Source organism: Embleya scabrispora, from assembly GCF_002024165.1.
In the GTDB taxonomy this organism is placed as follows: Bacteria; Actinomycetota; Actinomycetes; order Streptomycetales; family Streptomycetaceae; genus Embleya; species Embleya scabrispora_A.
The window spans coordinates 6,207,029-6,233,389 of the sequence record NZ_MWQN01000001.1 but is presented as its reverse complement, the minus strand read 5'-3'; the positions used below and the strand labels follow the sequence as shown (position 1 = coordinate 6,233,389).

The window sequence follows — 26,361 nt, the reverse complement described above, 5'->3', positions numbered from 1 at the left end:
AAGGTCGCGCCGACGCTGTCACATCGCGGTCCCCGCCGGCTGTGGGCCCCGTGCCGTCGCGTGCGACCTACGCTTGCTGGATGCGCATCGTCTCGTTGTTGCCCGCAGCCACCGATCTGGTCGCCGAACTCGGACTCGTGGGCGACTTGGTAGGCCGCACCCACGAATGCGACTGGCCGCCGGGGGATGTCGCCGGGGTGCCGGTGGTCACCCGTGCGGAGTTCGATGCGGATCGGCTGAGCAGTCGGGAGATCTCCGAGGCCGTCGGCGGTGCGGCGCACCGGGGTTCGTCGCTGTACACGTTGGACGCCGAGCGCCTCGCGGAGTTGGCGCCCGATGTCGTCCTCACGCAGGATCTGTGCGCGGTGTGCGCGGTGTCGTACACGGCGGTCTCCGAGACGGTTCGGGTTCTGGACACCGGTCCGCGCGTGGTCAGTCTGGAACCGCGCACGCTGCCGGACGTCCTCGACACACTGACCCACGTGGGTGCGGTGCTGGGAGTCGCGGACGTCGCAGCCGCGCGGCTGCGGGAGTTGCGGGCCCGCATGGCGGCCGTGGCCGCGGCGGTCGCGGGGCGGCCGAGGCCCCGGGTCGCGGCCATCGAATGGCTCGACCCGCTGTGGCCCGCCGGGCACTGGGTCCCCGAGCAGATCGCCCTGGCCGGCGGCGAACCGCTGCTCGCCGCGCCCGGCGAACACACCAAAGCCGTGGAGTGGGCTGCGGTTCGAGACTCCCGGCCGGATGTGATCCTGGTGCTGCCGTGCGGGTTCGCGCCCGAGCGCACCGAATCGGAGGCGAGCCTGCTGACGTCTCTGCCGGGATGGTCGGACCTGCCCGCCGTGCGGTCCGGGCGGGTGTGGGTGCTCGACGGACCGGCGTACTTCAACCGCCCCGGCCCCCGTGTGGTGCGCGGCGCCGAGGTGCTCGCATGGGTATTGCACGACGTCACGGCCGGTGCGCCGGTGACCCACGCCGAGGCGCGACGACTGCCGGGCGACGCGGGCGCGGAGACGACACGCGGCTGACCACCGGTTCACCGGCGGGCCGACGCGCCCTGTCGCCGGCATCGCGTGCTCCTCGAACTTGCTCGTCGAAACGCGCCGTTGCCCCCTGTCGTGGGGCCCAGTGCGGCCCGGCTGACCGAACCGCCGTTGTGCAAACCAGCGTTGAGCACCCAAGAAGGTGACGAACGACATCGCGGATTCGTCGTATGACCCGTTGTCCGAAGAACAGGGCATCTCGTACGCTCCGCAAGCTGGCTCTCTTCAGGTCGGCGACAACCGCATAGTTCGGATTCCAGGGGAAGCCGGTCGAAATCCGGCGCTGACCCGCAACCGTAGGCGGTGGCCGGCAGGCCACCGCGAGTCGGAACACCTGGATTCGTACGAGTTAGAGGCTCCAGCTGTCGTGGACTGCACGCTGAGGCCCGGATTTCACGTCCGGCGATGTCTTGTCGGTGGATACCGGGGGTGCGCGGTCCCGAGAGGAACATCGCTCGGCCCGGTCGGCATCGCTCTCGCCGCTCGCGCCGACGCCCGTCGCACGAAGGGATCCGCGCGTGAAGATTCGTGGAAACAAGGCTCGAATAGGTCGGATGGTCGGGGCGCTCGCCCTGCTCGTGCTGCCCGCCACCGCCCAGATCACCGTGAACGCCCCGGCCGCCTACGCCATCGACCCCACCAAGGGCTCCGCCGGCGTCTGCCCGAACGCCAACGGCGTCACCGTGATCGTCGACTTCCAGGAACTCGGCGGGGCGACGCTCACTCGCTGTGCGCCCGGCGACCAGGCCACGGGCTTGGCCGCGCTGAAGAACGCCGGCTTCCAGATCCAGGGCACCAACCGCTGGGGCGAGGCGTTCATCTGCCGGATCGAGGGCAAGCCCGGCGTCGACACCGAACCGTGCGTCAACACCCCGCCGGCATCCGCCTACTGGTCTTATTGGCACGCGCCCAACAACGGCACTTGGACCTACAGTTCGTGGGGCGCGAGCGCCCGCAAGCCTCCGCTGGGCAGCTTCGAGGGTTGGTCGTTCTCCAAGGACAAGACGGACACCACCAATCCGCCGCCGCGCGTGGCCCCGACGCGCCCGTAGCGCCGATCCGATCCGCCGGTGACCCCGAGGCAGGCTCGGCCTCGAGGTCGCGACCGCGTTCGTTCCAACAGGATCACCCCCTGTGGGGGCAGGCCGCCCGGGACGAACGCGGCAACGCGTCACGAGCACCGACTCGATCGCAACGACGCCGGCTGCGTCCACGCCTTCGAGGCGTGCTCTTGCCCTCGGGCGCGTGCACCGGGCTCCCCCGGGTGCCTCTTGTACGTCTAAGCTGTCGCACGCAGTCGGTTCGCCCTGCCATCCGGGTAGGCGCGTCGCAAGAGGGAACCCGGTGAGAATCCGGGACTGCCCCGCAGCGGTGAGTGGGAACGACCGCCGTCAACAGCACTGGATCCGTGTCGGATCCGGGAAGCGACGGCCAGTAGGTGTCCACCCTTGGTGGATGTGCCCGCGAGTCCGAAGACCTGCCACTGCCCGTGCGCTGTCGCAGCGCACGGAGAGCTCGGTGACCTCGTGGGCGGGTCGGCGGACAACCGGTGGGACACGTATGTGCGCGCGAGTACGCCGACGTGGCCCGTGTGGTTTGCCATCCCTTCGTGCCTGCGATCCATCTCCGGGATCTTGTCGACAGGCTCGCGAAGGAGAGTTCCGTGACCACCAAGACCGCAGCCGCGGCAGCCCGTGCCACCGTGTACGGCTATCCCCGTCAGGGCCCGAACCGGGAACTGAAGAAGGCCGTCGAGGGCTACTGGGCCGGCCGCATCGACGCACAGGCGCTTCGGGACACCTCGGCCGAACTGCGCCTCGCCAACTGGCGACGCCTCGCCGAGGCCGGCATCCACGAGGTGCCCACCGGCGACTTCTCGCTGTACGACCACGTCCTCGACACCACCGTCGCCGTGGGCGCCATCCCGGCCCGGCATCGCGCCGCCGTCGAAGCCGACGCCCTGGACGGCTACTTCGCCATGGCCCGCGGCACGCAAGACGTCGCGCCGCTCGAGATGACCAAGTGGTTCGACACCAACTATCACTACCTCGTCCCCGAACTCGGGCCGGACACCGTCTTCGAGGCGAACTCCACGAAGCAGGTAGCCGAGTTCCGAGAGGCCGTCGCGCTGGGCCTGACCGCCCGGCCGGTGCTGGTGGGCCCGCTCACCTACCTCCTACTGGCCAAGCCCGCACCGGGCGTAGCGGCCGACTTCCAGCCGCTGACCCTGCTGGACCGGCTGCTTCCGGTGTACGCGCGGTTGCTCGCCGACCTGCGCGGAGCCGGGGCCGAGTGGGTACAACTCGACGAGCCGGCGCTGGTGCAGGACCGCAGCTTCGCCGAACTGGGCGCCGCAGCCCGCGTCTACCGCGACCTCGGCGGACTGACCGACCGGCCCAAGCTCCTCGTGGCCTCGTACTTCGACCGGCTCGGCGAGGCGCTGCCCACCCTGGCCAAGGCCCCGATCGAGGGCCTGGCACTGGACTTCACCGGCTCCGCCGCCGCCAACCTGGACGCGCTGGCCGCCGTCGGCGGGCTGCCCGGCAAACGTCTGGTCGCCGGCGTCGTGGACGGCCGCAACGTGTGGATCAACGACCTCGGCAAGTCGCTGACCACGCTCGGCATACTGCTGGGCCTGGCCGACCGCGTCGACGTCGCCGCCTCCTGCTCGCTGTTGCACGTGCCGCTGGACGCCGACGCGGAACGCGACATCGACCCCCAGATCGCCCGATGGCTCGCCTTCGCCCGGCTGAAGACCGAGGAGATCGTCACCCTGGCCCGCGGTCTGAGCCAGGGCACCGACACCATCGCGACCCACCTCGCCGCCAACCGCGCCGACCTGGCCGCGCGCAAGGCCTCCGCACTCACCCACGACCCCGCCGTACGCGCCCGCGCCGCCGCGGTCACCGAAGCCGACGCGCGCCGCGGCAAGCCGTACGCCGAACGGGCCGAGGCCCAGCGCGCGCACCTGGGCCTGCCGTTGCTGCCCACGACCACCATCGGCTCCTTCCCGCAGACCGCCGAACTGCGCGCCGCCCGCGCCGACCTGCGCGCGGGACGCATCGACGGCGCCGGGTACGAGGAGCGCATCGAAGCCGAGATCCGCGACGTGATCTCCTTCCAGGAGAAGGCCGGCATCGACGTCCTGGTGCACGGTGAGGCCGAACGCAACGACATGGTCCAGTACTTCGCCGAACAGCTCACCGGATACGTGGCCACCCGACACGGCTGGGTCCAGTCGTACGGCACCCGGTATGTACGCCCGCCGATCCTGGCCGGCGACATCTCCCGTCCCGAACCGATGACCGTGCGCTGGACCTCGTTCGCCCAGTCGTTGTCCGACCGACCCGTCAAGGGCATGCTGACCGGACCGGTGACCATGCTCGCCTGGTCCTTCGTCCGCGACGACCAACCGCTCGGCGACACCGCCCGACAGGTCGCGCTCGCGCTGCGCGACGAGGTCAACGACCTTGAGGCGGCCGAGACTTCGGTCATCCAGGTGGACGAACCCGCGTTGCGCGAAACGCTGCCGCTGCGCGCCGTGGACCACGCCGAATACCTGGCCTGGGCCACCGAGGCATTCCGCCTGAGCACGTCCGGCGTACGCGCGGCGACCCAGATCCACACCCACATGTGCTACGCCGAGTTCGGCGACATCGTGCAGGCCATCGACGACCTCGACGCCGACGTGATCAGCCTGGAGGCGGCCCGTTCGCACATGCAGGTCGCCGGCGAACTCGCCGCCCACGGCTACCCGCGCGAGGCCGGACCCGGCGTGTACGACATCCACTCTCCGCGCGTCCCGAGCACGGACGAGGTGGTGGGCCTGCTCCGCAAGGGACTTGCCGCGATCCCCGCCGAACGTCTTTGGGTCAACCCCGATTGCGGCCTCAAGACCCGCGGCTGGCCCGAGGTTCGCACCTCGCTGGAGAACCTGGTCGCGGCGGCCCGGGAGGTGCGCGCGACGCTGCCGAACACGACCTTCTGACCTGAGCTCGCCGGGGTAGGAGCATGCTCCCACCCCGGCGACCAGCCCAACGCGTTGACTCGACTGGCAGTGTGGGCTTCTCTTTCGCGACGCTGATTCGCGACCCGCGCACCAACCCCGGGCCGGGCCCGAGAGGCACCGCCACGCCGACGAACACCGCGGCGAGTGAGGGTGGTTCGTCCGGCGGCGGGTTGGGCCGTGGACATGGTGGCGGCGGATTGGCCTTCACCGGCACCAACGCGCCGAGACTGGAGCCGCCGCCGACCCTCCGGCCCCCATCCCGTTGTCTGATGTCCATCATCGTGACGAACGGCACGAGGGATTCCGCGCTCATCCTGTTGTCCGACGGTCGGAATGTTCCGTATGCTCCGCACGCCGAGTCGTATCGGCATTCCAATTCCATAGTTCGAAACCCAGGGGAAGCCGGTCGAAATCCGGCGCTGACCCGCAACCGTAGGCGGTGGCCGCAAGGCCGCCGCGAGTCGGAATACCTGGGTGCGTACGAGTTTTGTCGGCTCCAGCTGTCGTGGACTACACGCTGAAGCCCGGACCGCCCGACCGGCGTCGTGTCGTCGGCGGGCCCCGGGACGCGTCGGTCTCGGAAGGGTTCCACCGATGTCCTGGCTCACTGTGCGAAAGACCGGCGCGGTCGCGGTCTGCGGCGCGATTCTGGTCGCGGCCTCCCCTGTCTTCTCCGCGTCGGCCGACGCCGCGAACCCGTATGCCACGCAGGCCGCTGCGGCGGCGAAATGGCAGGCCGGGGAGCTGGTCGACGGGGGATACCCGGGTTCTCCGGTTCGGACTGGGGCCTGACCATCGACACCGTCATGGCGCTGGCGGCCACCCGTTCGGAGCCTGCGGCGCTCAAGGCCGCGACCGACGCCGTGGCGGCCAACATCCGCAAGTACAACAGCGTCGAGGAGTGGGGCATGCCCGGCTCGCGGATCGCCGGGGCGACCGCGAAGGTGTTGTTCGCCTCGGTCGTGGCCGGCCGCAACCCGGCCACGTTCGGCGGGCTGGACATGCGGGCGGAGACCCTCGATCTGGTCGCCGGCCCGGACGCGGGCGACGACGTGGGTCGGGTCCGGGACAAGCTCACCGGCAGCCCGGACTCCGGCAACGCCTTCGGGCAGTCGCTCGCCGTCCTGGGCCTGGCCCGCAGCGGCGGAGTCCCGCAGAGTGCGGTGGACTTCCTGATCAAGCAGCAGTGCCCCAGCGGCGGCTTCCGACTGTTCCCGGGGCAGCTGGGCAGCACCGGGCCGGTCTGCCAGGACACCCCGACCACCGTCCTCGATCCGGACTCCACCGGGATGGCCGTGCAGGCACTGCTGTCCGCGGCGGCGGAGAACGGGTCGACCGGCGCTGCGGCGGCCGCGAAAAAGGGTGCGGACTGGCTGAAGTCCCGGCAGCGCGCGGACGGTTCGTTCGGTGGTTCGGGGCCCACAGCGGCCTCGAACACCAACAGCACCGGCCTGGCCGGTCAGGCGCTGCGCGCGGTCGGCTACTCGGCCGAGGCGGACAAGGCCGCCGCGTGGGTGGCCAAGCACCAGATCACCGCCGACAACGCAGGCGCCGCGACCAAGGACGTCGGCACGATCGCCTACAACGAGGAGGCGCTGACCTCGGCGCAGGCGGAGGGCATCCCCGACTTCCAGCGCGACCAGTGGCGCCGCGCGACCCCGCAGGCCCTGCTCGTACTCGCGGGCGTCCCGCTCGGCGACCTGGGTAAGGCGCCGACCGAGCCGACCGGGACCGCCACAAGCACCACCGTGCCGACCGGATCCCACACTCCCGCGCCCACCGGCTCGGCCACCCACACCGAATCCGCGAGCCCATCGGCCTCAACGTCGCCCACCACCTCGCTCAGCCAGACCGCTAGCGCGTCGATCTCCGCGTCTTCGTCCGCGTCCGCGACGAACACGAACCAGGCCGGCACGGGCGGCTCGATATCCGGCGCCGGCGGCACCGCGAACGGGGGCGGCAGCAGCCTCGCCCGTACCGGTGCCCAGGTCGGCGGATTGGTGTTGCTCGCGGTCGGCCTGGTCGGTACCGGCTTCGCCGTCCGCGCGGGTGCGCGCCGGAAGAACGGACGGCACACGTGAGGCGCCTCGGCCGCGGAGGCCGAATGGCCCGCCTGGTCGCCGTCCTGGCCCTGCTCACCCTGCCCGCCACCGCCCAGCTCACCGTCGCCGCACCGACCGCGCGCGCGGTCGACACGTCCAAGGGCACGCCCGGCTACTGCCCGGACGGCAACGGTGTGACGGTCGTGATCGACTTCCAGGATCTGGGCGGCACGACCATCGTGCGCTGCGCACGAGGCGATCAGGCCACCGGCCATGCCGCGCTCAAGAACGCCGGCATCGAGATCGCCGGCGTTGCCCGCTGGGGCGAGTCCTTCATCTGCCGGATCGAGGGCAAGCCGGGGGCCAACTCCGAGGCATGCATCGACACGCCGCCGGCGAGCGCGTACTGGTCGTACTGGCACTCCCCCAACGGCGGTTCGTGGACGTACAGCCAGTGGGGCGTAATGAACCGCAAGCCGCCGCTCGGCAGCTTCGAGGGTTGGTCGTTCTCCAAGAACAAGACCGAGACCACCAACCCCTCGCCGCGCGTGGCACCGTCCCGCCCGACCACACCCGCCACCCAGGACCCGCCGCCCAGGACGAACAACCCGCAACCGCCGGCCGGCAACGGAGGCAATTCCGGCAACGGCACGACGTCGGCGGGACCGGGAGGCAAACCGGCCGGAGCCGGAGGCGGCACCGCGTCGACCGGGTCCGGCTCGAACGGGGCCGGCGGGACCACCACTTCGGGTACCGACCCACTGGCCCCCGGGCCCGGCGTCTCCGGAAATCCGATGGAGTCCGAACCCCCACCGGCCGCTCCGGCGAGCGAGGTGCCCTCCACCGCCCCGACCGGGTCCGCGGCGCCCGAGCCCGCGTCGGCCGCGCCGTCCGTGCAGCCCTCCGGCGTCACCCCGCAGGGCCAGACCTGGACCGGCGGCGAGGAGTTGGCCACGAAGAAGCGGGACGGCATCCCGACCATGACCATCGTCGGCATCGCCCTGCTCGTGGCCATCTGCGCGGCAGCCGGGTTCACCACGTGGCGCCGCCGGACGCGCGCCGACGGATCGGGATGAACGTGCCCCACCCGAAACCGTCGCCGACCGCTGCGGCGCTCCGCCGCGGCGGCGGCCGGCTGCCCCGCACCGTGCACCCCGGCGCGTGGTGGTTGTGGGCGCTCGGGCTGGCCACCGCCGCCAGCCGGACCACCAACCCGCTGCTGCTCGCGCTGCTCCTGGCCGTGTCTGGGCTCGTCGTGGCCAACCGGCGCAGCGACGCCCCGTGGGCCCTGGCGTTTCGGATGTACCTGTTCCTTGGGTTGTTCATCATCGTGATGCGGGTGCTGTTCCGGATCGTCTTCGGCGCGGGCGCGGCGAGCGGGCATGTGCTCGTCGACCTGCCGGAGATCCCGCTGCCCGCGTGGGCGGCGGGCATCCACCTGTTCGGGCCGGTCGCGCTCGAACACGTCCTGGGCGGGTTCTACGACGGGTTGCGGCTGGCCACGATGATCGTGTGCCTGGGCGCGGCGAACGCGTTGGCCAGTCCCAAGCGCATGCTCAAGGCGGTGCCGGCGGCGCTGTACGAGGTGGGCGCGGCGGTGGTCGTGGCGCTGTCGGTCGCGCCGCAGTTGGTCGAGAGCGTGCAGCGGGTACGCCGGGCCCGCCGACTGCGCGGCGGGGCGCAAAAGGGCATGCGGGCGTTGCGGTCGATCGCGATCCCGGTCCTTCAGGACGCGCTGGATCGTTCGCTGGCACTGGCCGCCGCGATGGACTCGCGCGGATACGGCCGCAATCGGCATCTACCACGCGCGATCCGACTGTTGACCGGCGTCCTGACCCTCGTCGGGCTGATCGGCGTGTGCGTCGGCGTCTACGCGCTCCTCGACGGAAGCACACCCCGCTACTTGGGCGCCACGATGCTGCCCGGCGGCCTCCTGATCGCCGGCATCGGCTTCGTGCTCACCGGCCGGCGGATCAACCGGAGCATCTACCTCCCCGACCGCTGGCGCCCGGCCGAATTCGCGGTCGCCGGCTGCGGTCTGGGCACCGGCGCGCTGCTCTACCTGACCAGCCGGATCGACGCGGGCAACCTGTACCCGTCGCTGAGCCCGCTCGCCTGGCCCGAACTGGCCCCGCTCCCGGTACTCGCGCTGCTCGTCGGCGTGCTGCCCGCGTGGCTGGCGCCGCCGCCACCGCTCACCGCGCCTCGCATCGGCGACACCGCGCCCGCACCCGATACGTCGGCCGTCGCGCCGAGGGCGGGCCCGGCCGGTACCGGTACCACCATCAGGGAGAAGTCCGTCCGGTGATCGAATTCCGCGACGTCACCATCACCTACGCCGACGCACCGGCCCCCGCCCTGCGCGACGTGCAATTGACCATTCCCGAAGGGGAGTTGTGTCTGGTCGTCGGTCGCACCGGGGCGGGCAAGTCAACCCTGCTGGGGGCGATCAACGGCCTGGTCCCGCACTTCACCGGCGGCACCCTGCGTGGCAGCGTGCTCGTCGACGGGATCGAGACCCGCTCGCAACCGCCGCGCGAATTCGCGCACCTGGTGGGCGTGGTCGGTCAGGATCCGCTCGCCGGCTTCGTCACCGACACGGTCGAGGAAGAACTCGCTTACGGGATGGAGCAGTTGGCCATCCCGTCGGCGGTGATGCGCAAACGTGTCGAGGAAACCCTCGACCTGCTCGGTATCGCCGAGCTGCGGCATCGTCCGCTGCGTACGCTTTCCGGCGGCCAGCAGCAGCGGGTCGCGATCGGCGCGGTGTTGACCGCGCATCCCCGGGTGCTGGTCCTGGACGAGCCGACCTCGGCACTCGACCCGACCGCCGCCGAGGACGTCCTGGCCGCGATCACCCGGCTCGTGCACGACCTCGGGATCACCGCGATCGTCGCCGAACACCGCATGGAACGGGTCGTGCAGTACGCCGACCGGCTCGTCCACCTGCCCGGCGACCGCACGGTCCGCGACGGCGCGCCCGCCGAAATCCTGGAGACCTGCGACATCGCCCCGCCCGTGGTCGAACTCGGGCGGCTCGCCGGCTGGTCGCCGCTGCCGCTGTCGGTCCGCGACGCCCGCCGCCTGGCCGCACCACTGCGGGCGCGGTTGGCGGACCGTACCCCGCCCGGACCACGATCGGCCCATTCCACGGCCGCCCCGCTGCTGACCGCGCGGCGCATCATCGTGCGCTATGGCGACGTGATCGCCGTACGCGGCCTCGACCTGGAGTTGCCGGCCGGGCAGGTCACCGCCCTGATGGGCCGCAACGGCTCCGGCAAATCCTCGCTGCTGTGGGCCCTCCAGGGCTCCGGTCCCCGCCAGGGCGGCACCGTGGACGTGGCGGGCGCCGATCCGGGCCGGGCCGAGCCGAAGCGGGCTCGCGCACTGGTCGGTCTGGTCCCGCAGACTCCTGGCGACCTGCTCTACCTGGAGACCGTGGACGCCGAATGCGCCGAGGCGGACCGGGAATCCGGCGCCGAACCCGGTGCGTGCCGGGCGCTGCTCGATCGCATCGCGCCGGGGATCGACGGCACCCTGCACCCGCGCGATGTCTCCGAGGGGCAGCGCCTCGCCCTGGTGCTTGCCATCCAACTGGTAGCCGCGCCACAGGTAATGCTGCTGGACGAACCGACGCGCGGCCTCGACTACCACGCGAAGCGGCGACTCGTCCGAGTGGTGCGCGAACTCGCCGACGCGGGGCGGGCGATCGTACTGGCCACACACGACGTCGAGTTCGTGGCACAGGTCGCCGACCGCGTGGTGGTGATGGCCGAGGGCGACATCGTCGCCGACGGTCCGACCGCCGAAGTCGTCGTCTCCTCGCCCGCGTTCGCACCCCAGGTGGCCAAGATCCTCGCACCGGCCGAATGGCTGACCGTCACCGACGTCGGCAACGCCCTTGCGGATACGGACATCAGCGACCGGGAGTCCGCCTCCGAGGACGGCGTCCCGACCGCACGCGACGCTCGCGCATCCGCCGCAGACAGGGAGCCCACCGGATGACGACCGTCACCGACACGCGCAAACGCGTCAACGCGATCCGGATCACCGCGCGGACCGCGATCGTGCTCACCATCGCCTCGATCGCGGGCCTGGCCATGTTCCTGTGGCCGCTGTTCGCCTCCCCCTCCCCCGAATCGGCCGCGCACTCGGGTGACGCACCGCTCATCTTCGCCGTCACGCTGCCGTTCGTGGTCGCGGTGGTGCTGGCCGAACTCACCAGTGGTGGGCTCGACTCCAAGGCGCTGGCCATGCTCGGCGTGCTCTCCGCGATCAACGCGGCGCTGCGCCCGCTCGGCGCCGGCACGGCCGGGATCGAGACGGTGTTCTTCATGCTCGTCCTGGCCGGACGCGTATTCGGCCCCGGTTTCGGGTTCGTGCTCGGCTGTACCTCGTTGTTCGCGTCCGCCCTGCTGACCGCGGGCGTCGGACCGTGGCTGCCGTTTCAAATGCTGGCCTCGGCCTGGGTCGGACTCGGCGCGGGGCTGCTGCCCCGACGCGTCCGGGGGCGGCGCGAGATCGTCATGCTCGCCTGCTACGGCGCCTTCGCCGCCTACGCGTTCGGCTTCCTCATGAACATGTGGTTCTGGCCGTTCCTCGCCGACTCCGAATCCATGGTCGGCCCGGCCTTCGTCCCCGGCGACGGCATCCTGGACAACCTGCGCCGGTTCTTCGTGTTCACCGTGCTCACCTCGACCTTCGGATGGGACACCGGCCGCGCCATCACCAACTGCGTCGCGATCGTCCTCGTCGGCCCGGCGGTACTGGCCGCCCTGCGGCGCGCATCCCGCAAGGCCGCGTTCGAGGCACCGATCGTGTTCGAACCCGCCCCAGCCGACAACAGCCTTACGCAGGCGCGGAAGTGGACTTCGACTTCGAGGTGATCCCCGGAATCAGCAGCGTCTCGGCCCTGGCGGCGCGTCATCGGATCGCTCTCACGCAAGTGGGCCGGCCGCTGCACATCACTCCCGGACGGTATTTCGCCGAGGGGTTCGCGGACTTCGCCAACGGGAGCGGAGACATCGTGGTGATGCTCGACGCGCACCAGACCTTCACCCATCTCGCGGGCGAGAATCTGTGGATCTACTGGGGCGCGTACGTAGGAACTCCGGACGAGATCCTGGTCTCCGGACGACTGTCGGAAGTCGCCGATCGCATCGTCGGGTTGCGAGCCGAGGCCCGAGCCCGGCACGGCTGGATCATGGACACCTACCTCTTGCGTCTGCGGGGAGAGGGATAAGCCACGTCGGCCGGAACACGTTGGATCGCGGATTTCGGTGCGGGCATGCGATCGGGACGCCGGGCGGCTGGGCAGCCGCCCGGCGTCCCGGTGGGCTCAGCGGTGGGTGAACGACGGTGTGCGCTTCTCGGTGAACGCCGCCATGCCCTCCTTCTGGTCGACCGTCGCGAACGTGGCGTGGAACAGGCGTCGTTCGAAGCGCACGCCCTCGGCGAGGGTGGTCTCGAAGGCGCGGTTGACGCTCTCCTTCGCCATCATCGCGATCGGCGTCGACATGCCCGCGATGGTCGCGGCGGTGGCCAGGGCCTCGGTGAGCAGGTCCGCGGCGGGGACGACGCGCGAGACCAGGCCGGCGCGTTCGGCCTCGTCGGCGTTCATCGTGCGGCCGGTCAGACACAGGTCCATCGCCTTGGCCTTGCCGATCGCCCGCGTCAGCCGCTGCGAACCGCCGATGCCGGGGATCACGCCGAGCTTGATCTCGGGCTGGCCGAACACCGCGGTGTCGGCGGCGAGGAGGATGTCGCACATCATGGCGAGTTCGCATCCGCCGCCGAGCGCGTAGCCGGAGACCGCGGCGATGGTGGGCTTGCGGACCTCGCCGAGGCGGTCCCAGGCGGAGAACCAGTCGGAGAGGTAGACGTCCATGTAGCCGTTGGGCTGCATCTCCTTGATGTCCGCGCCGGCGGCGAACGCCTTCGCGGAGCCGGTGATCACCAGTGCGCCGACGTCGGGGTCGCGGTCCAGCGTGGTCGCGGCGTCGACCACCTCGGCCATCACCGTGAGGTTGAGGGCGTTGAGTGCCTTGGGTCGGTTGAGCGTGATCAGCGCGGTGCGATCGTGGCGTTCGACCAGGATGGTCTCGTACTCGGTCATGCGGGGGCGTTCCCTTCGCCTGCGACGGTGTCGGTGTCGTGGTCCCTGATGGTGTGAATGACGGCGGAGAAGTCCCGGTTCGCGCCGCCGTTCTCGGCGAACGCCGCGTACATCTCGGCCGCGTGCAGGCCCAGTTCGGCCGCCACCCCGCCCGCGCGGATCGCGTTGGCGGCCAGCCGCAGGTCCTTGGCCATCAGGGCGCCGGCGAAGCCGGGCCGGTAGTCGTGGTTGGCCGGGCTCGCCGGGACCGGGCCGGGAACCGGGCAGTTCGTGGTCAGCGCCCAGCACTGGCCGGAAGCGGCCGAGGCGACATCGAACAGCGCCTGGTGGGACAGCCCGAGGTGCTCGCCGAGTACGAACGCCTCGCTGACCGCGATCATGGTGGCGCCCAGGATCATGTTGTTGCAGATCTTCGCGGCCTGCCCGGCACCGGCCGGACCGCAGTGCACGACGCGACGCCCCATCGCGGTCAACAAGGGTTCGATCGTGGCGAAGTCCTCATCGTCGGCGCCGACCATGAATGTGAGCGTGCCGGCGACCGCGCCGACCACTCCCCCGGACACCGGCGCGTCCAGCGCGCGACGACCCGTCGCACGCACAGCGGCGTGCGCGGCGTGCGCGTCGGCGACGTCGATCGTCGAACAGTCGACGAACAACGCCCCGGCCGGGGCCGCGGCCAGGAGTCCGTTCGGGCCCCGGTAACAGTCCAGGACATGCGCCCCGCCGGGCAGCATGGTGACCACCACATCCGCGTCGACGGCGGCTTCCGCAGGGGATCCGGCGATACGGACACCCTTGTGCCGGGCCTGTTCCAAGGCCTCGAGGGCCAGGTCGAATCCGTTGACGACATGTCCGGCCGTGACCAGGTTGGCAGCCATCGGACCACCCATATTGCCCAATCCGACGAACGCGACGGTGCGGGTCGTCGTCATCGATTCACCTCCGTGGTCACGGACGCGAAGTCCAGGCGCGGGGCTCCCTCGGCCGGTGCCCGGAAGAAGCGGCCCACGTCCTCGGGCCGCACGGCGTCCAGCGTCGGGGGCGACCAGTTCGGTGTCCGGTCCTTGTCGATCACCTGGGCGCGGATGCCCTCGGCCAGGTCGGGTGCGGTCAGTGCGGCACTCGACACCCGATACTCCTGTTCCAACACGGCTTCCAAAGAGTCGAGTTCACGCGCGCGGCGCAGGCTCGCCAGGGTCACCTTCAGCGCGGTGGGCGACTTCGCGCGGATCTGTTCGGCGGCCTGCTTGGCCGCCGGTTCGCCGCTGTCCTCCAGTCGTTCGAGGATCTCCTCGACGTTGTCGCTCGCGTAGCACGTGTCGATCCAGGCGCGGCGCTCGGCGAGTTCGCCCGAGGGCGCCGGGTCTGCGAAGCGGCCGAGGACGTCGGCCGGCGTCCCGGTGGCCAACGCCTCGATCACCGCGTCCAGGCGGTGCGAGGGCACGAAGTGGTCGGCGAGGCCGCAGGCGATCGCGTCGCCCGCGCTGATCGCGGAGCCCGTCAGCGCCAGGTGCGTACCCGACTCGCCGGGGGCTCGGGCGAGCAGGTGGGTGCCGCCGACGTCGGGGACGAAGCCGATGCCGGTCTCGGGCATCGCGATCGTCGAGCGCTCGGTGACGATGCGCACCTTCCCATGCGCGGAGATGCCGACACCGCCGCCCATCACGATGCCGTCCATGACGGCGACGTAGGCCTTGGGATAGCGGGCGATGCGGGCGTTGAGCCGGTATTCGTCGCGCCAGAAGTCAAGGCTCGCGGTGCCGCCGGAGACGGCGTCGGCATGGATGGCGCGGATGTCGCCGCCCGCGCACAGGCCGCGCTCGCCCGCGCCGCTGATCACCACCAGCCGTACGCCGTCGTCGTATTCCCACGCGGTCAGCGCCGCGTCGATGCGGCGGACCATGTCGTGGGTGAGCGCGTTGAGCGCCGCGGGCCGGTTGAGCACGATCCGGCCCAGAGCACCCTGCCGGTGGGTCAGTACGGGCTGGTCGTGTTCGGTGGTGGGGGTGGTCATCGGGCCGCTCCGATCAGGGCGCGCGCGACGATCACGCGCATGATCTCGTTGGTTCCTTCGAGGATGCGGTGCACCCGCAGGTCGCGGACGATCTTCTCGATGCCGTAGTCGGCGAGATAGCCGTATCCGCCGTGCAGTTGCAACGCGCGGTCGGCCACCGAGAAGGCGGTATCGGTGGCGAACCGTTTGGCCATCGCGCACAGTTGGGGCGCCCTGGGGTCGTCCTCGTCGAGCGAGGACGCGGCGTGCCACACGAGCGTGCGGGCGGCCTCCAGTTCCGTGGCCATATCGGCGAGTTGGAACCGCAGGGCCGGTGCGTCGATGAGCCGCGCACCGAACGCCTCGCGGTCGGTGAGATGACGCACGGCGGCATCCAGTGCCGCCTGCGCGCCGCCCAGCGAGCAGGCGGCGATACCGATCCGACCGCCGTTGAGGCCGGCCATGGCGATCCTGAAGCCGTCGCCCTCGGCGCCGAGACGATGAGCGGCAGGCACCCGCACGCTCTCCAGGATCACCTGGCGAGTGGGCTGGGCATGCCACCCCATCTTGCGCTCGTTCGGCCCGAAGGACAGCCCGTCGGTGTCGGCCTCCACCACGAAGGCGGAGATCCCGTCGGCGCCGTCCCCGCCGGTGCGCGCCATCACCACGTACACCGCGGACGAGCCGGCGCCGGAGATGAACTGCTTGACCCCGCGCAGGACATAGTCGTCCCCGTCGCGGACCGCGCGGGTGGTCAGGGCTGCGGCGTCCGATCCGGCGCCCGGTTCGGTCAGGCAGTAGCTGGCCAGGTCGCGCATCGAGCACAGACCCGGCAACCAGCGGGAGCGCTGGTGCGGCGTCCCGTGCCGGTCGATCATCGAGGCGACCATGTTGTGGATGGAATAGTAGGCGGCGATGGTCGGGCAACCACCGGCCAGGGCCTCGTAGACGAGTACGGAGTCCAGTCGGCCGAGTCCCGAACCGCCCTCGTCCTCGCGGACGGTGACGCCGCCGAGGCCGAGTTCGGCGCCCTTGCGCAGGACGTCGACGGGGAAGTGTCCGGTGCGGTCCCACTCGATCGCGTGTGGGGCGAGGTGTTCGCGGGCGAAGTCGCGGGTGGTTTCGAGGATGGCGATCTGGTCTACGGTGAGCGCGGTCATCGGTCAGTCCATCGTCGGAATGTCGAAGTTCGCACTCTCGCGCGCGGTCGACGGCCAGCGCGAGGTCACCGTCTTCGTACGGGTGTAGAAGCGGATCGAGTCCGGGCCATGCTGGTTCAGGTCGCCGAATCCGGACCTCTTCCAGCCGCCGAAGGTGTGGTAGGCCACCGGCACCGGGATGGGCACGTTGATGCCGACCATGCCGGTGTTCACCCGGCGGGAGAAGTCGCGGGCGGTGTCGCCGTCGCGGGTGAAGATCGCCACGCCGTTGCCGTACTCGTGCCCGCTCGCCAGCCCCAGCGCGTCCTCGTAGGACGCCGCGCGGACCACGGACAACACCGGGCCGAAGATCTCCTCGCGGTACACCCGCATCGAGGGCGTCACGTTATCGAACAACGACGCGCCGACGAAGTAGCCGTCCTCGTGGCCCGGCACCCGCAGGTCCCGGCCGTCGAGGAGCAGCTTGGCGCCTTCGGCCACACCGATGTCCAGGTAGCCGCGCACCCGGTCGAGTGCGTCCCGGCCCACGAGCGGGCCGAAGTCGGCCTCGGGGTCGTGCGAGGGGCCCACCCGCAGAGTCGCGATCCGGGCGACGAGCTTGTCCACCAGCGCGTCCGCGGTCTCGGCGCCGACGGGAACCGCCACCGAGATGGCCATGCAGCGCTCGCCCGCGGAGCCGTACCCGGCCCCGATCAGGGCCTCGACGACCTGGTCGAGATCGGCGTCCGGCATCACGATCAGGTGGTTCTTGGCGCCGCCGAAGCACTGGGCGCGCTTGCCGTTCGCGGTGGCGGTCGTGTACACGTACTCGGCGATCGCGGTCGAGCCGACAAAGCCGAGCGCCTGGACGCGCGGGTCCTCCAGGAGCGTGTCCACGCTCTCCTTGCCGCCGTGGACCACGTTCAGCACGCCGGGCGGCAGACCGGCTTCCAGGAAAAGCTCGGCCAGGCGCAGCGGCACCGAGGGGTCGCGCTCGGACGGCTTGAGCACGAACGCGTTGCCGCAGGCGATGGCGGGAGCGATCTTCCACAGCGGGATCATCGCGGGGAAGTTGAAGGGGGTGATGCCGGCGACCACGCCGAGCGGTTGGCGCAGCGAGTGCACGTCGATCCCGCTGCCCGCGTTGTCGGTGAATTCCCCCTTGAGCAGGTGTGGGATGCCGGTGGCGAACTCCACGACTTCCAGGCCGCGTTGCAGGTCACCATGGGCGTCCGCGATGGTCTTGCCGTGTTCGGCGGACAGCAGCCGGGCGAGCGATTCGCGTTCGGGCTCGACCAGTTGCAGGAAGCGGGCCAGGACCCGGGCGCGCCGCTGGGGATTCCAGTCGGCCCACTCGGGCTGCGCCCGTTCGGCGTCGGCGATCGCCGTCAAGGTGTCGGCGCGATCCGCGAGAGGAACGCGGGCCTGTACCTGTCCGGTGTTGGGGTCGTACACGTCGCCGAACACGCCGGAGGTGCCAGTGACGTGCTTGCCGCCGATGAAGTGGGAAAGCTCGCGGACCATGAACGACCTGTCTCTCGTCAGGTGCGATCCGGAGGGGGAGGCATGACCGAAGCAGCCGGCTGCGGCGCGGGGGCGCGCGCGTGGTCGGCGACGGCTCGGGTCTACGTCGAAGTGGTCAGGAAATCCTGATGGCTTCGACGCGTGCAGGAACATCCGGGGCAAGGGCGCGGGCCGGTGTCATGCGTGTTTGCTCCATCCTCGTGGACAACACGGATATACCCGCGGCCGGTATCCTGACTTCCGGATCGACACACGCTGCCCGCCTTCCCGGCTTTCGCCAGTGGCGTGGTGCACGACAGCGCACTCCCCGGTCACAGTGGCGGGACCATGCCGGATTCACACCGGCTTCCCTGCACCGCGGACCTTGTAGTTCAGGACGATATAGTCGGACGTCCTAGTAAGTCCAGCGCCCGCGACCGCGAGTACATGTCCGGAACCAACGCCCGTCGCCGCGCGCCGACAACCTGTCGCCGATGCGGCCGCCGACCGCTCGTGGAGCCCCGCCGGCACTCTCGTTCGGCCTGCGCCTTCGCCGCCCCGACTTCCGCTTCGCACGCTCCGGCCTGGTGGATCTGCGCTCCCGGACCGACAGGGCGCCATCGCGTTCATCGGCCACGCCGCCCGATGCCCCTGCCTCGCACCGGGACGGCGAACCAACGCCGGGCGGGGCATAACAACGGACGAGTGAACAGTCGCCGCGAGACCACCCGCCTCGAAGCCGACCGCCGCTGGACCGCAGGCGGCAGGTTGGACCGAACGTGCGCCTCTTGGCCTCCCGCACACAAGGCGGACGGCGTGTCCGCGACGCGCTCGCCCGGGCGTCGCCGATGGAGCCTGTTGGAGCATCCTGCACCGATTCCGGACAGGACGGCCGAGCCGCTGCCCGGATACCGGGCGCGAGCTGCCCATGAACCGGTGGAGCACCTCATAGGGCGACGTGTCTCGACGATGGGCGTGGAACCCCGCGATGCGCGTCCGACCTGGGCGCGTCGGATGCGCGTTGTGTGTCGGCGACGCCGGCCGACACGGAGATGTTCCGGGTCGGCCGGGGGCAAGTGCCCGCGCAGGAGCGCACAGGAGCGCATGGAGAAAGCTCCTCGGAGCCTTCGGCCGCCACCGAAACCGCGGGATCCGGTCGCCGCGACCGCTGCCTCGCTACCCCGCCGCGGCGGCGGCCGGGTGGCAAGTCCGGGAACGCAATTCGGGTTGTCTCCCGAGCGAGTCCTTCGTGCCGCCACACCTGTCGAGAACCGGTGCGATATCGCCGGCGGAGCGGTGGCGGCGCGATGTCAGCGGTTGCGGCCCGGGCTCCACAGCACGTCGCCGCGCCCGCCATCGTTGGCCAACCGCGCGAGGATGAACAGCAGGTCCGACAGACGGTTCAGATATCGGACGCACACCGGGTTCACCGTCGCCGCCTCCCCGCCGGACAACTCCGTGTCCGTGTCGATCAGCGCCCACGCCGAGCGTTCCGCCCGTCGGGCGGCCGTCCGCGCCGTGTGCAGGAGCGCCGCGCCGGGCGTACCGCCCGGCAGTACGAACGACCGCAAGGGCTCGAGTCGTTCGTTGAACGTGTCGCACAGACGCTCGAGGCGGGACACGTCCTCCTCACGGACCCGCAGGCGTTCGTCTCCGTCGCGGATCGGAGCGCACAGGTCCGCGCCGACGTCGAACAGGTCGTGCTGGATGCCTTCCAGGACGTTCCGCAACTCCGCGTCCAGGCAACCCAGTGCCAGCGCCACACCGATGGCGGCGTTGGTCTCGTCGGTGTCGGCATGGGCGACGATCCGTGGATCGGTCTTGCGGACGCGGGAGTTGTCGCCCAACGCGGTCGTGCCCGCGTCTCCCGTGCGAGTGTAGATACGGCTCAGCACCACAGACATGGCGAACCACCGGCCTCTCTCGGGGAAATCCGCCCCGGTTGTGTCGAGGTGGCGACGACGTGAGTCTCCTGGCTCTCGGATCGACACTTCCCCCGGCCTTCCAACCCCGAGGCGGGGCCGTGGCCTCGACGGGAGTCGCTCCCCGATCACAGTGGCGGGACCGCACCGGAATCACACCGGTTTCCTCGGCTTTGCCGTCGCACAGCAGGCCATAGCATGACACGCGGTCCTCGCCGGCACCAGACCAGACCCGGGACCTCCTGCCGCGGGCACCGCACTCCTGCTCGACCGGGGCGGACCACACACGTGCGGCGTCTCCGAATCGGCGCCACCCACCGACACACGGGCCGCGCCGCGCCCGACACCGCTCGGTCGCTACGCCGCTTCCTCAGTGCCCGCCCCCACGCCGACCCCGGTCAAGAGGCGGCGTGTGACTACTATCGGCCGTCATCGGAGTAGATGCTCCCGGGCCGAGGATCGCTCCCCGAAACGTGTGGAGAGCTCGCCAGAGCAAACGCGCACCGCCGTCCCCAAGTCCTTGGCGAGCGACCGGATTCGCTCGAAGCGCCGGGAACACCGTCACGAAACCCGCCTCGGACGCCGACCACCCCTTCGACATGCCACGGTGTCGATCAACCTGTCGCGCGTACTGAGACCGTCGCACCCCAGGTCGGCCTGCAGGCAGGTCCTGAAGCCTCAAGGAGGATTTCCGGGTTCCGCGTCGAGCACACTGATCGCCGCTCGTGTGAGTCGAATCGGTGTCATGTGCGTCGTGGAGCAGGCCGCCAAAGCTTGTGTCGGACACGACGGATGTTGTGAACGAACTGGCATCGGATCGATCGCCAGGGTGCTCAATGCGACCGCGACGGTCCGTCCCGCAGACGATGGCTCTCACCAAGCGCCCTCGCAGGGCGAGAACTTCGCGCTGGTCTCGGCCCGGTACCGACTCCATCCTTCATGTGCAGGCGATCTTGTTGGCCGGAAAGAGAGTTCCTTCCAGAGCGAGCGATCCGTAGAGTGCGGGATCTGCAGGTCTGACCAGTCGACGTTCCGATTCCGGGCGTCTCCATCTGTCTCGATCGTCTTGTGCGACGACCCGCAGCAGTTCCGACGACGGGGGAAGTCCGGTGTGAATCCGGCGCTGACCCGCAGCGGTGGTCCGTCCCTCCCGACGGCGAGCCCGAATGCCCGTCGCCGGAGTGTTCGTCTCCCATCCCCGTCGTGGTCCGCGGGACGGAGCCCCAGCGACCCGTGCGTCGGGGCGGTGCCGCCGTCGGTGTGCCCGCTCGGCCGCCGGGTCTTCCGGGTTCGCCGTGCCATGGGCCCGGAAAGGCACCGTGATGACTCTCACCCGCCCCGGACGCCGGATCGCCGCGCTGTTCGGCGGACTGGCGCTCGCCGGTACGGCCGCCATGATCCCGTCCACCGCCGCGGCGGCACCGCCGACGACCGACACAACGCCCCAGGCAAACGTGTCCATACTCTCCGGCAACCGCACCCAGGCCGCGGCGGGATGGCTGGCTCGGCAACTCGTCGACGGCGAACGCTTCGAGACCACCTTCGACGGAGTGACCTACCCCGACCAGGGCCTGACCATCGACGCGATCTTCGCGTTCGCCGCCGCCGGGGTCGCCGACGACAACGGGGCCAAGGCCACCACGTGGCTCGCCCGCCCGGAGATCCTGTCCGGCTACATCGGCGACGGCACCACCAACGCCTACGCCGGAGCCACCGCCAAGACCCTCCTCGCCGCCGAGGTACGCGGTGTCGACCCCACCTCGTTCGGCGGCGTGGACCTGCCGACCCGGCTGCGCTCGTTGCAACAGCCCTCCGGGCGCTTCACCGACACCTCGCCATGGGGCGACTACAGCAACGCCTTCAGCCAGTCCCTCGCACTCCTCGCGCTGGATCGCACTCCAGCCGGCGCCCCCGCCGCCGCGGTGGACTTCCTGGCCGACGCACACTGCGCCGACGGCGGATTCCCCCTCAACTACGGTTTGTCCACCTGCACCAGCGACGCCGACTCGACCGCGATCAGCGTGCAGGCGCTGGCCGCCACCGGGCGCCACCAGGAAGCGGCCGCCGGCCTGAACTGGCTCGCCTCACACCGGCTTTCCGACGGCGGCTTCGGTACGGTGGGCGCCACCACCTCGAACGCCAACAGCACCGGCCTGGCCGCCCAGGCCCTGCTCTCGTCCTGGCGCGTGATACCGGGCCTGACCGCCCGGCACTTCCTGACCGAACGTCAGGTCGGCTGCTCGGCATCCACGGCCACGCGAGGCGCGATCGCCTACGACACCGGCGGGTACAACCCGGCCACCGCCACCAGGGCCACCGCTCAGGCGGTTCTCGGCCTGGCCGGCACCGGCTTCGCCGACCTGAGTAGTGCGGGCGCCCGTCGAAACGCCCCCGAACTGCACTGCCCCACCACACCCTGACCAGACGAGGGAGCCGCCACCGTCGACACGGTGGCCGCTCCCTCGACAGGCGCGGGCGTCGGTCCCGGGGCCCCTCCTGCCGGCTCGGCCGAACAGTGTGGTGACCCTGTTGGCGACCGCGTCGTCGGGGTGCAGGACCGGGCCGATGTCGAGGTGTGCCGGTAGGTGGGATCGCCAGTCGCAGCCCATCTCCACCTTCGCCGCGCGGCCCGTCTCGTCGATCACCGTGAAGCGGGCGAGCACGTCCCCGAGGAGTTCGACGTCGACCGTGAAGCCGTCCATCCGGTAGGCCGCGGCCACACGATCCACCGCCTCGGCGAACGCCGTGGGGTCGGTGACGTCGGTGAACAGGTCGACGTCGTCCGAGACGCGTTCGAGGAAGCCGTGGGCCTGGACCGCGTAGCCGCCCGCCAGGACGAAACCGTACGACGCAGCGGCGGCAAGGCCGACGCGGGCGAGCCTGGCGTGCAGGGGATCCACGGCCGGAATGCTATGCGGCGGCGGGCACCAGGTCCGGGAACCTCGACTCCCACATCACCCGCAGGCGCAGCGGCAGCCACAGCCGCGACCACACGTGCGCCGGCAGGTCCCCGTTCACGTGACGACCGAGTTCCTCGGCATGCATCGCCTCACGAAGCACCGTCTCGTACAGCAGACGCACATCGGCGTCGTCCGCCAGGTCGTACGACCGCTTCGGGGTCCAATCCAGCGACGTGGGCAACACGACGACACCCTCGACCGGGCCGGCCAACTCGGCGAAGCTGTCCGGCACCGAGTACGGCCGGACATCCGCGTACCGCACTCGTGTGTCCATGCGTCAAGTATGCCAACGGACGCCCGAGAGACTCCGCCGCGTGGACCAGTTGTGGACCACACGCCATGCACGAGGTGGCACAATACGATGGAAATCAAACGTCATATCGGCTGCTAAACCCCCTCTGACCTGCGGAAATGCCCCATCTCCTTGCTGGGGGTCAAGGGGGCGCAGGTTCAAATCCTGTCGTCCCGACCAGCGTTTACGCAGGTCGGAGGCCGTCTTCTCAGATGTGGGGCTTGGTGGCCCCAGTGTGGTCGCACGACCGGCGCTCGGCTTTAGGGCTCACGAGCGAACGGCCCGCGGCCGCGGCTGTGTAAAGCGGTTTGAACAGGTGTCGCAGCCAGGCCGCGTGGTCGCGATGTGGGCGCAACCGATTCGACGGGGGCCTCGGGGCGCAGGGTGACGTGGTCGTCGTGGTTGAGGACGAGTTGGTCGATGGTCCTTGTGTCGGATCCGATGGTCGAGCCCTGTTCGAGGACTTGTCGGTGGTAGCCGAGACCCAGGACTTCGTCGCGGTGGGAGAAGTACAGCCGGGACGGGGCGAGGCCTTCTCGCTCGCACACCCGGGTGATCCGCAGCGCGTGCATGTCCGGCGCCGTCGTGTGGACATCGACCGTCGTGCAGGTCCGTGCTCCCGCTCGTGCGGCCGCGCGGATCGTGTGCTGCTCGGCGTCGTGGAAGTACGCCAAGGTCCCGGTCTCTCCGATGGTCCCGGGAAGTATGGTGGTGTCGCGGATGCCGCCGTGGACCTGGCGCTCCAGGTGGTCGGGGCGGGGAATTCGTCGACCGAGGCGTCGGCCACGCCAACCTGTGGTCACTTCATGACGAACCCACTCGTCGCTGCGGCGGAGCTGAGCACCGCCGGAAGGCACACCCGTGCCCCCGAGTTCCGTCGAACCCGCATCATCCTCCGCCCACGCCTGGGTGCTGCGGGATGCCGAGCGCTATGCGGCCTGTTGGACCGGACGTATCCGTATGTGGGCGCAGTCAGGATCCGGTGGCGGTGGTTGCCGCGCGTCTCCGGATTGCCGTCATGTGTGGTCAGGCAGCTCCGTCCCGCCGATCCGCGTACGGGGCGTCGTCGGCGCCGGGGTTCGGGCGGCGGGTGACGGCCTGTCGGGCGATTTTGGCGAGGACCGTGGGGTGCGTCAGCAGTGAGGACGGGCCGGTCATGTTGGCCACCTTGACGAAGCGCGTCCAGACATCGGCGTCGTGCCGGGCCAGCGCGAAAACCTGCTTGTTGTACCAGTGCGCGAAGCGGGCGGCCGGCGGTTGGCCGGACGGGCTCCACATCAGGTCCGAGGTGGTGGACAGCGACCACGGCACCTTGATGATCTCGGCCGCCGCGCGCAGGTATTCGCGGCTCAGGCCGGTCGGGCCCGTACCGGTGGAGCGGCGACGGAGCAGCGAGCCGAGCGCCTCGGCCTGGATGGCGGGCACGGTCAGCCCCTGGCCGTAGACCGGGTTGAAGACGCAGAGCGCGTCGCCGATCGCGATCAGTCCCTCCGGCCAGCCGGGGTTGCGGTGGTGCAGGCGCCAGGTACTGCCGGGGTTGGTGTAGCGGTGCAACTCGTCGTGGCCGCTGCGGCGTGCGATCTGCTCGGCCAGCCGGGGGTTGTCCAGGCTGCGCGCGTAGTCCAGGAAGCCGTCCGGGTCGGTGGGCGGCTGCTGCTCGAAGCCGAACAGCGAGCAGACCCAGCGGCCGTGCTCTACCGCGAGCATGGCACCGCCGCGGCGCACCGCGGGGGCGAAGCTCATCTGGTAGGCGACGTCGTAGTCCTTCTCTTCGGGGGTGCGGTCGAAAACCATCGTGGTGTAGGTGATCTTCGCCTTCACCGTGTTCTTCGCCGAGACCGGCAACCCGGCCTCGGTCAGCCAGTCGTCGATCGAGGTGGTACGCCCGGAGGCGTCCACCACCAGGTCGGCCGTGGCCTCCTGCTCCCCGCCCTGCTCGGTCCGGTATCGGACCGAGTTGATCCGGCCGTCCGCGCCCCTGCCCAGGCCACGGACCCGGGCCCCGTCGAGCAGCCGAACCCGGGCCAGGTCGAGCACCCGGCCCCGGATCCGGCGTTCAAGCTCGTCCCGAGTGAAGGACTGGATCCGCACTCCGGTGGTGGCACGCACGGCGTAGCCGGTGGGCAGCAGGAAGCTGATCCGCTCCCCGTAGTCGTACACGGGCGCGCCGAGCTGTTCCAACTCCGCGCGCAGGCCCGGGAAGAGCACCTCCAGCGCCTGGGCACCCCTGGCCAGCATCGCGTGCGCGTGATACGACTGCGGCGCGCTCGGATGTGCACCCGTGGTGCGGTCGACGACGTCCCGCTCCAGCACCAGGACCTCGTCGAAGTGGTCGGCCAGGACCCGGGCCGCCAGCAGGCCCGCGTAGCCGCCACCGATCACCACGGCGCGCCCCCAGCCCCGACCGGCCCGGGCCGCCCTCGTGCGCTTGCCCGGATTCGTGTCGGCGTTCGTACCCGGTGCCGAGCTGCCCTTGTCCGCGTCCGTCATGCCGATCCCCGATCGTCGGGCGGACGGAGGCCCGGTCGGCCCACCGTCCGCGCACCACTTCATCGCGCTGCTCCCGGGATGCTCAAGGGTGGCGAGGGGGCGTACGGGGGCGTATCAGGGGCGCTGACGGAGGGGCGGTTCGCCCGCGACGTGGATCCCGGTACAGGCGCGAATCGGCCGTGGCATCCCGGTGGCCGGGCACCGCCTCGGAATGGGTTCGGTACGTGTGGACCAGATGTGGACCACACGCCATCTCGTAGCCCTGCGCGGCGACAACCGTGACCAGGTCGCTGTATTCGCCCAACGGCATCACGGCCATCGCCGGATCGACGCCCGCTACGGCCGACTTCTTCAGCCGCCCTCACGAAACTCGATATCGGAGGACAGGTTGAGGCCCACGGCCGGTATTCGAGGCGGTGGCATCAGGCAGCCACCTGCGGATCCACCCGACGGCCCGCCAACCACGCCTCCACATCCGCCACCTGTACACCGTCGTCCGCGCCGACAGCGGCACGGGCGGCGGCCCCCGCACCGGGCGTTCGATCCGCCACCTCCGCAGCGACGACGGATCCACCCCGAGCAACTCGGCCACCTCCTCGGTGGAATACCAGCCGCCCTCCAACATCCCCGCCCCGGCGATGTCCCGCTCCGCGCTTTCCGGCCGTATCGGCGTCCGATGCAGATGACGCACCGTCACCCCCCGGCCCGTACTGGTCGTTTTGGCATCGGCCAGTTATCGATGCCTGTCTCTGAGGTGGCCTGCGCTTCAGTCCATCGATCCGGTCGATCGCTCAAGTCGTCGACCGAGGCGAGCTTCATGAGCCACGAGGCTCTTTCGCGGTGCGCTGCGCACGCT

General features: G+C 70.6%; 20 protein-coding genes, 2 pseudogenes and 6 riboswitches. Of the genes and pseudogenes, 12 read left to right on the top strand and 10 right to left on the bottom strand.

From position 1 onward, the window contains the following. The first annotated feature begins 80 nt into the window (after nt 1-80). From B4N89_RS27170 to B4N89_RS27130, 10 genes and pseudogenes are all read left to right on the top strand, one after another. Nucleotides 81-1,025, top strand: a complete 945-nt coding sequence (locus B4N89_RS27170; RefSeq protein WP_078978411.1) for a cobalamin-binding protein — start codon at nt 81-83, stop codon at nt 1,023-1,025. A 275-nt stretch (nt 1,026-1,300) separates the two neighbouring features. Further along, nucleotides 1,301-1,375: riboswitch (cobalamin riboswitch) on the top strand. Nucleotides 1,376-1,558: 183 nt separating this feature from the next. Continuing rightward, nucleotides 1,559-2,092, top strand: a complete 534-nt coding sequence (locus B4N89_RS27165) for a flagellar hook-length control protein FliK (protein WP_078978410.1) — start codon at nt 1,559-1,561, stop codon at nt 2,090-2,092. A 228-nt stretch (nt 2,093-2,320) separates the two neighbouring features. After that, nucleotides 2,321-2,539, top strand: a riboswitch (cobalamin riboswitch). A 164-nt stretch (nt 2,540-2,703) separates the two neighbouring features. Further along, nucleotides 2,704-5,028, top strand: a complete 2,325-nt coding sequence (gene metE, locus B4N89_RS27160) for a 5-methyltetrahydropteroyltriglutamate--homocysteine S-methyltransferase (protein ID WP_078978409.1) — start codon at nt 2,704-2,706, stop codon at nt 5,026-5,028. 417 nt (nt 5,029-5,445) lie between these two features. Beyond that, a riboswitch (cobalamin riboswitch) is annotated at nt 5,446-5,520 on the top strand. A gap of 123 nt (nt 5,521-5,643) precedes the next feature. Next, a complete protein-coding gene (locus tag B4N89_RS49960) occupies nt 5,644-5,841 on the top strand; it encodes a hypothetical protein (protein ID WP_161500824.1) in 198 nt (65 codons plus the stop codon). A gap of 14 nt (nt 5,842-5,855) precedes the next feature. After that, on the top strand, nt 5,856-7,130 hold the full coding sequence (locus tag B4N89_RS27155) for a prenyltransferase/squalene oxidase repeat-containing protein (RefSeq protein WP_161500823.1): 1,275 nt from the start codon (nt 5,856-5,858) through the stop codon (nt 7,128-7,130). 23 nt (nt 7,131-7,153) lie between these two features. Then, nucleotides 7,154-8,167, top strand: a complete 1,014-nt coding sequence (locus tag B4N89_RS27150) for a hypothetical protein (protein ID WP_078978408.1) — start codon at nt 7,154-7,156, stop codon at nt 8,165-8,167. Further along, the gene (locus B4N89_RS27145) at nt 8,164-9,399 is read left to right on the top strand and encodes a CbiQ family ECF transporter T component (protein WP_078979671.1); all 1,236 of its coding nucleotides are present in this window, start codon (nt 8,164-8,166) and stop codon (nt 9,397-9,399) included. The genes B4N89_RS27150 and B4N89_RS27145 overlap by 4 nt, the downstream gene beginning before the upstream one ends. After that, entirely contained in the window at nt 9,396-11,096 is a 1,701-nt protein-coding gene (locus B4N89_RS27140) for an ABC transporter ATP-binding protein (RefSeq protein WP_078978407.1), read from the top strand. Before B4N89_RS27145 ends, B4N89_RS27140 begins: the two co-directional genes overlap by 4 nt. Then, the gene (locus tag B4N89_RS27135; RefSeq protein ID WP_078978406.1) at nt 11,093-11,977 is read left to right on the top strand and encodes an ECF transporter S component; all 885 of its coding nucleotides are present in this window, start codon (nt 11,093-11,095) and stop codon (nt 11,975-11,977) included. Before B4N89_RS27140 ends, B4N89_RS27135 begins: the two co-directional genes overlap by 4 nt. After that, nucleotides 11,956-12,333 (top strand): annotated as a pseudogene (locus B4N89_RS27130) (SAM-dependent methyltransferase); the annotation flags it as partial. The gene B4N89_RS27135 and the pseudogene B4N89_RS27130, both read left to right, overlap by 22 nt. Before the next feature lie 96 nt (nt 12,334-12,429). Here B4N89_RS27130 and B4N89_RS27125 read toward each other — a convergent pair. The 6 genes from B4N89_RS27125 to B4N89_RS27100 all read right to left on the bottom strand — a co-directional run bounded on the left by B4N89_RS27125 (nt 12,430) and on the right by B4N89_RS27100 (nt 19,745). Beyond that, nucleotides 12,430-13,206 (bottom strand): enoyl-CoA hydratase, encoded by a 777-nt coding sequence (locus B4N89_RS27125; RefSeq protein ID WP_078978405.1) that lies wholly within the window; start codon nt 13,204-13,206, stop codon nt 12,430-12,432. Further along, the gene (gene mmsB / locus B4N89_RS27120) at nt 13,203-14,138 is read right to left on the bottom strand and encodes a 3-hydroxyisobutyrate dehydrogenase (RefSeq protein WP_078978404.1); all 936 of its coding nucleotides are present in this window, start codon (nt 14,136-14,138) and stop codon (nt 13,203-13,205) included. The genes B4N89_RS27125 and mmsB overlap by 4 nt, the downstream gene beginning before the upstream one ends. After that, entirely contained in the window at nt 14,135-15,220 is a 1,086-nt protein-coding gene (locus B4N89_RS27115; protein ID WP_078978403.1) for an enoyl-CoA hydratase/isomerase family protein, read from the bottom strand. Before B4N89_RS27115 ends, mmsB begins: the two co-directional genes overlap by 4 nt. Beyond that, complete coding sequence (locus B4N89_RS27110) at nt 15,217-16,359, bottom strand: acyl-CoA dehydrogenase family protein (RefSeq protein WP_078978402.1); 1,143 nt, start codon at nt 16,357-16,359, stop codon at nt 15,217-15,219. Before B4N89_RS27110 ends, B4N89_RS27115 begins: the two co-directional genes overlap by 4 nt. A 3-nt stretch (nt 16,360-16,362) precedes the next feature. Beyond that, nucleotides 16,363-17,862 carry a CoA-acylating methylmalonate-semialdehyde dehydrogenase gene (locus tag B4N89_RS27105; protein ID WP_078978401.1) on the bottom strand — a complete coding sequence of 500 codons (1,500 nt, stop codon included), beginning with the start codon at nt 17,860-17,862 and terminating at the stop codon, nt 16,363-16,365. A 206-nt stretch (nt 17,863-18,068) separates the two neighbouring features. After that, nucleotides 18,069-18,237: riboswitch (cobalamin riboswitch) on the bottom strand. A gap of 914 nt (nt 18,238-19,151) precedes the next feature. After that, entirely contained in the window at nt 19,152-19,745 is a 594-nt protein-coding gene (locus B4N89_RS27100; protein WP_078978400.1) for a cob(I)yrinic acid a,c-diamide adenosyltransferase, read from the bottom strand. A gap of 48 nt (nt 19,746-19,793) precedes the next feature. Further along, nucleotides 19,794-19,965: riboswitch (cobalamin riboswitch) on the bottom strand. Between the two features lie 855 nt (nt 19,966-20,820). Continuing rightward, a riboswitch (cobalamin riboswitch) is annotated at nt 20,821-20,955 on the top strand. Between the two features lie 130 nt (nt 20,956-21,085). Between B4N89_RS27100 and B4N89_RS27095 the strand changes: the two genes are divergently transcribed. Further along, nucleotides 21,086-22,183, top strand: a complete 1,098-nt coding sequence (locus tag B4N89_RS27095; protein WP_078978399.1) for a terpene cyclase/mutase family protein — start codon at nt 21,086-21,088, stop codon at nt 22,181-22,183. Between the two features lie 135 nt (nt 22,184-22,318). Here B4N89_RS27095 and B4N89_RS53410 read toward each other — a convergent pair. The 4 genes and pseudogenes from B4N89_RS53410 to B4N89_RS49955 form a co-directional block, all read right to left on the bottom strand. Beyond that, nucleotides 22,319-22,663 (bottom strand): annotated as a pseudogene (locus tag B4N89_RS53410) (nucleotidyl transferase AbiEii/AbiGii toxin family protein); the annotation flags it as partial. Between the two features lie 10 nt (nt 22,664-22,673). Then, nucleotides 22,674-22,997: a hypothetical protein gene (locus B4N89_RS27085; protein WP_078978397.1), complete on the bottom strand. Its 324-nt coding sequence runs from the start codon at nt 22,995-22,997 to the stop codon at nt 22,674-22,676. Between the two features lie 278 nt (nt 22,998-23,275). After that, nucleotides 23,276-23,818 carry a hypothetical protein gene (locus B4N89_RS27080; protein ID WP_161500822.1) on the bottom strand — a complete coding sequence of 181 codons (543 nt, stop codon included), beginning with the start codon at nt 23,816-23,818 and terminating at the stop codon, nt 23,276-23,278. A 223-nt stretch (nt 23,819-24,041) separates the two neighbouring features. Then, entirely contained in the window at nt 24,042-25,505 is a 1,464-nt protein-coding gene (locus B4N89_RS49955; protein ID WP_078978395.1) for an FAD-dependent monooxygenase, read from the bottom strand. Between the two features lie 416 nt (nt 25,506-25,921). On the opposite strand from B4N89_RS49955, the gene B4N89_RS49950 reads away from it, so the two are divergent. Further along, nucleotides 25,922-26,191, top strand: a complete 270-nt coding sequence (locus B4N89_RS49950; RefSeq protein ID WP_161500821.1) for a hypothetical protein — start codon at nt 25,922-25,924, stop codon at nt 26,189-26,191. Nucleotides 26,192-26,361 lie beyond the last annotated feature (170 nt).

Coding starts and splice junctions, on each gene's coding strand:
- B4N89_RS27170 (WP_078978411.1), top strand. CDS start 81: ATGCGCATCGTCTCGTTGTTGCCCGCAGCCACCGATCTGGTCGCCGAA.
- B4N89_RS49960 (WP_161500824.1), top strand. CDS start 5,644: ATGTCCTGGCTCACTGTGCGAAAGACCGGCGCGGTCGCGGTCTGCGGC.
- B4N89_RS27155 (WP_161500823.1), top strand. CDS start 5,856: ATGGCGCTGGCGGCCACCCGTTCGGAGCCTGCGGCGCTCAAGGCCGCG.
- B4N89_RS27150 (WP_078978408.1), top strand. CDS start 7,154: ATGGCCCGCCTGGTCGCCGTCCTGGCCCTGCTCACCCTGCCCGCCACC.
- B4N89_RS27145 (WP_078979671.1), top strand. CDS start 8,164: ATGAACGTGCCCCACCCGAAACCGTCGCCGACCGCTGCGGCGCTCCGC.
- B4N89_RS27135 (WP_078978406.1), top strand. CDS start 11,093: ATGACGACCGTCACCGACACGCGCAAACGCGTCAACGCGATCCGGATC.
- B4N89_RS27125 (WP_078978405.1), bottom strand. CDS start 13,206: ATGACCGAGTACGAGACCATCCTGGTCGAACGCCACGATCGCACCGCG.
- mmsB (WP_078978404.1), bottom strand. CDS start 14,138: ATGACGACGACCCGCACCGTCGCGTTCGTCGGATTGGGCAATATGGGT.
- B4N89_RS27115 (WP_078978403.1), bottom strand. CDS start 15,220: ATGACCACCCCCACCACCGAACACGACCAGCCCGTACTGACCCACCGG.
- B4N89_RS27110 (WP_078978402.1), bottom strand. CDS start 16,359: ATGACCGCGCTCACCGTAGACCAGATCGCCATCCTCGAAACCACCCGC.
- B4N89_RS27105 (WP_078978401.1), bottom strand. CDS start 17,862: ATGGTCCGCGAGCTTTCCCACTTCATCGGCGGCAAGCACGTCACTGGC.
- B4N89_RS27100 (WP_078978400.1), bottom strand. CDS start 19,745: ATGTCTGTGGTGCTGAGCCGTATCTACACTCGCACGGGAGACGCGGGC.
- B4N89_RS27095 (WP_078978399.1), top strand. CDS start 21,086: ATGACTCTCACCCGCCCCGGACGCCGGATCGCCGCGCTGTTCGGCGGA.
- B4N89_RS27085 (WP_078978397.1), bottom strand. CDS start 22,997: ATGGACACACGAGTGCGGTACGCGGATGTCCGGCCGTACTCGGTGCCG.
- B4N89_RS49955 (WP_078978395.1), bottom strand. CDS start 25,505: ATGACGGACGCGGACAAGGGCAGCTCGGCACCGGGTACGAACGCCGAC.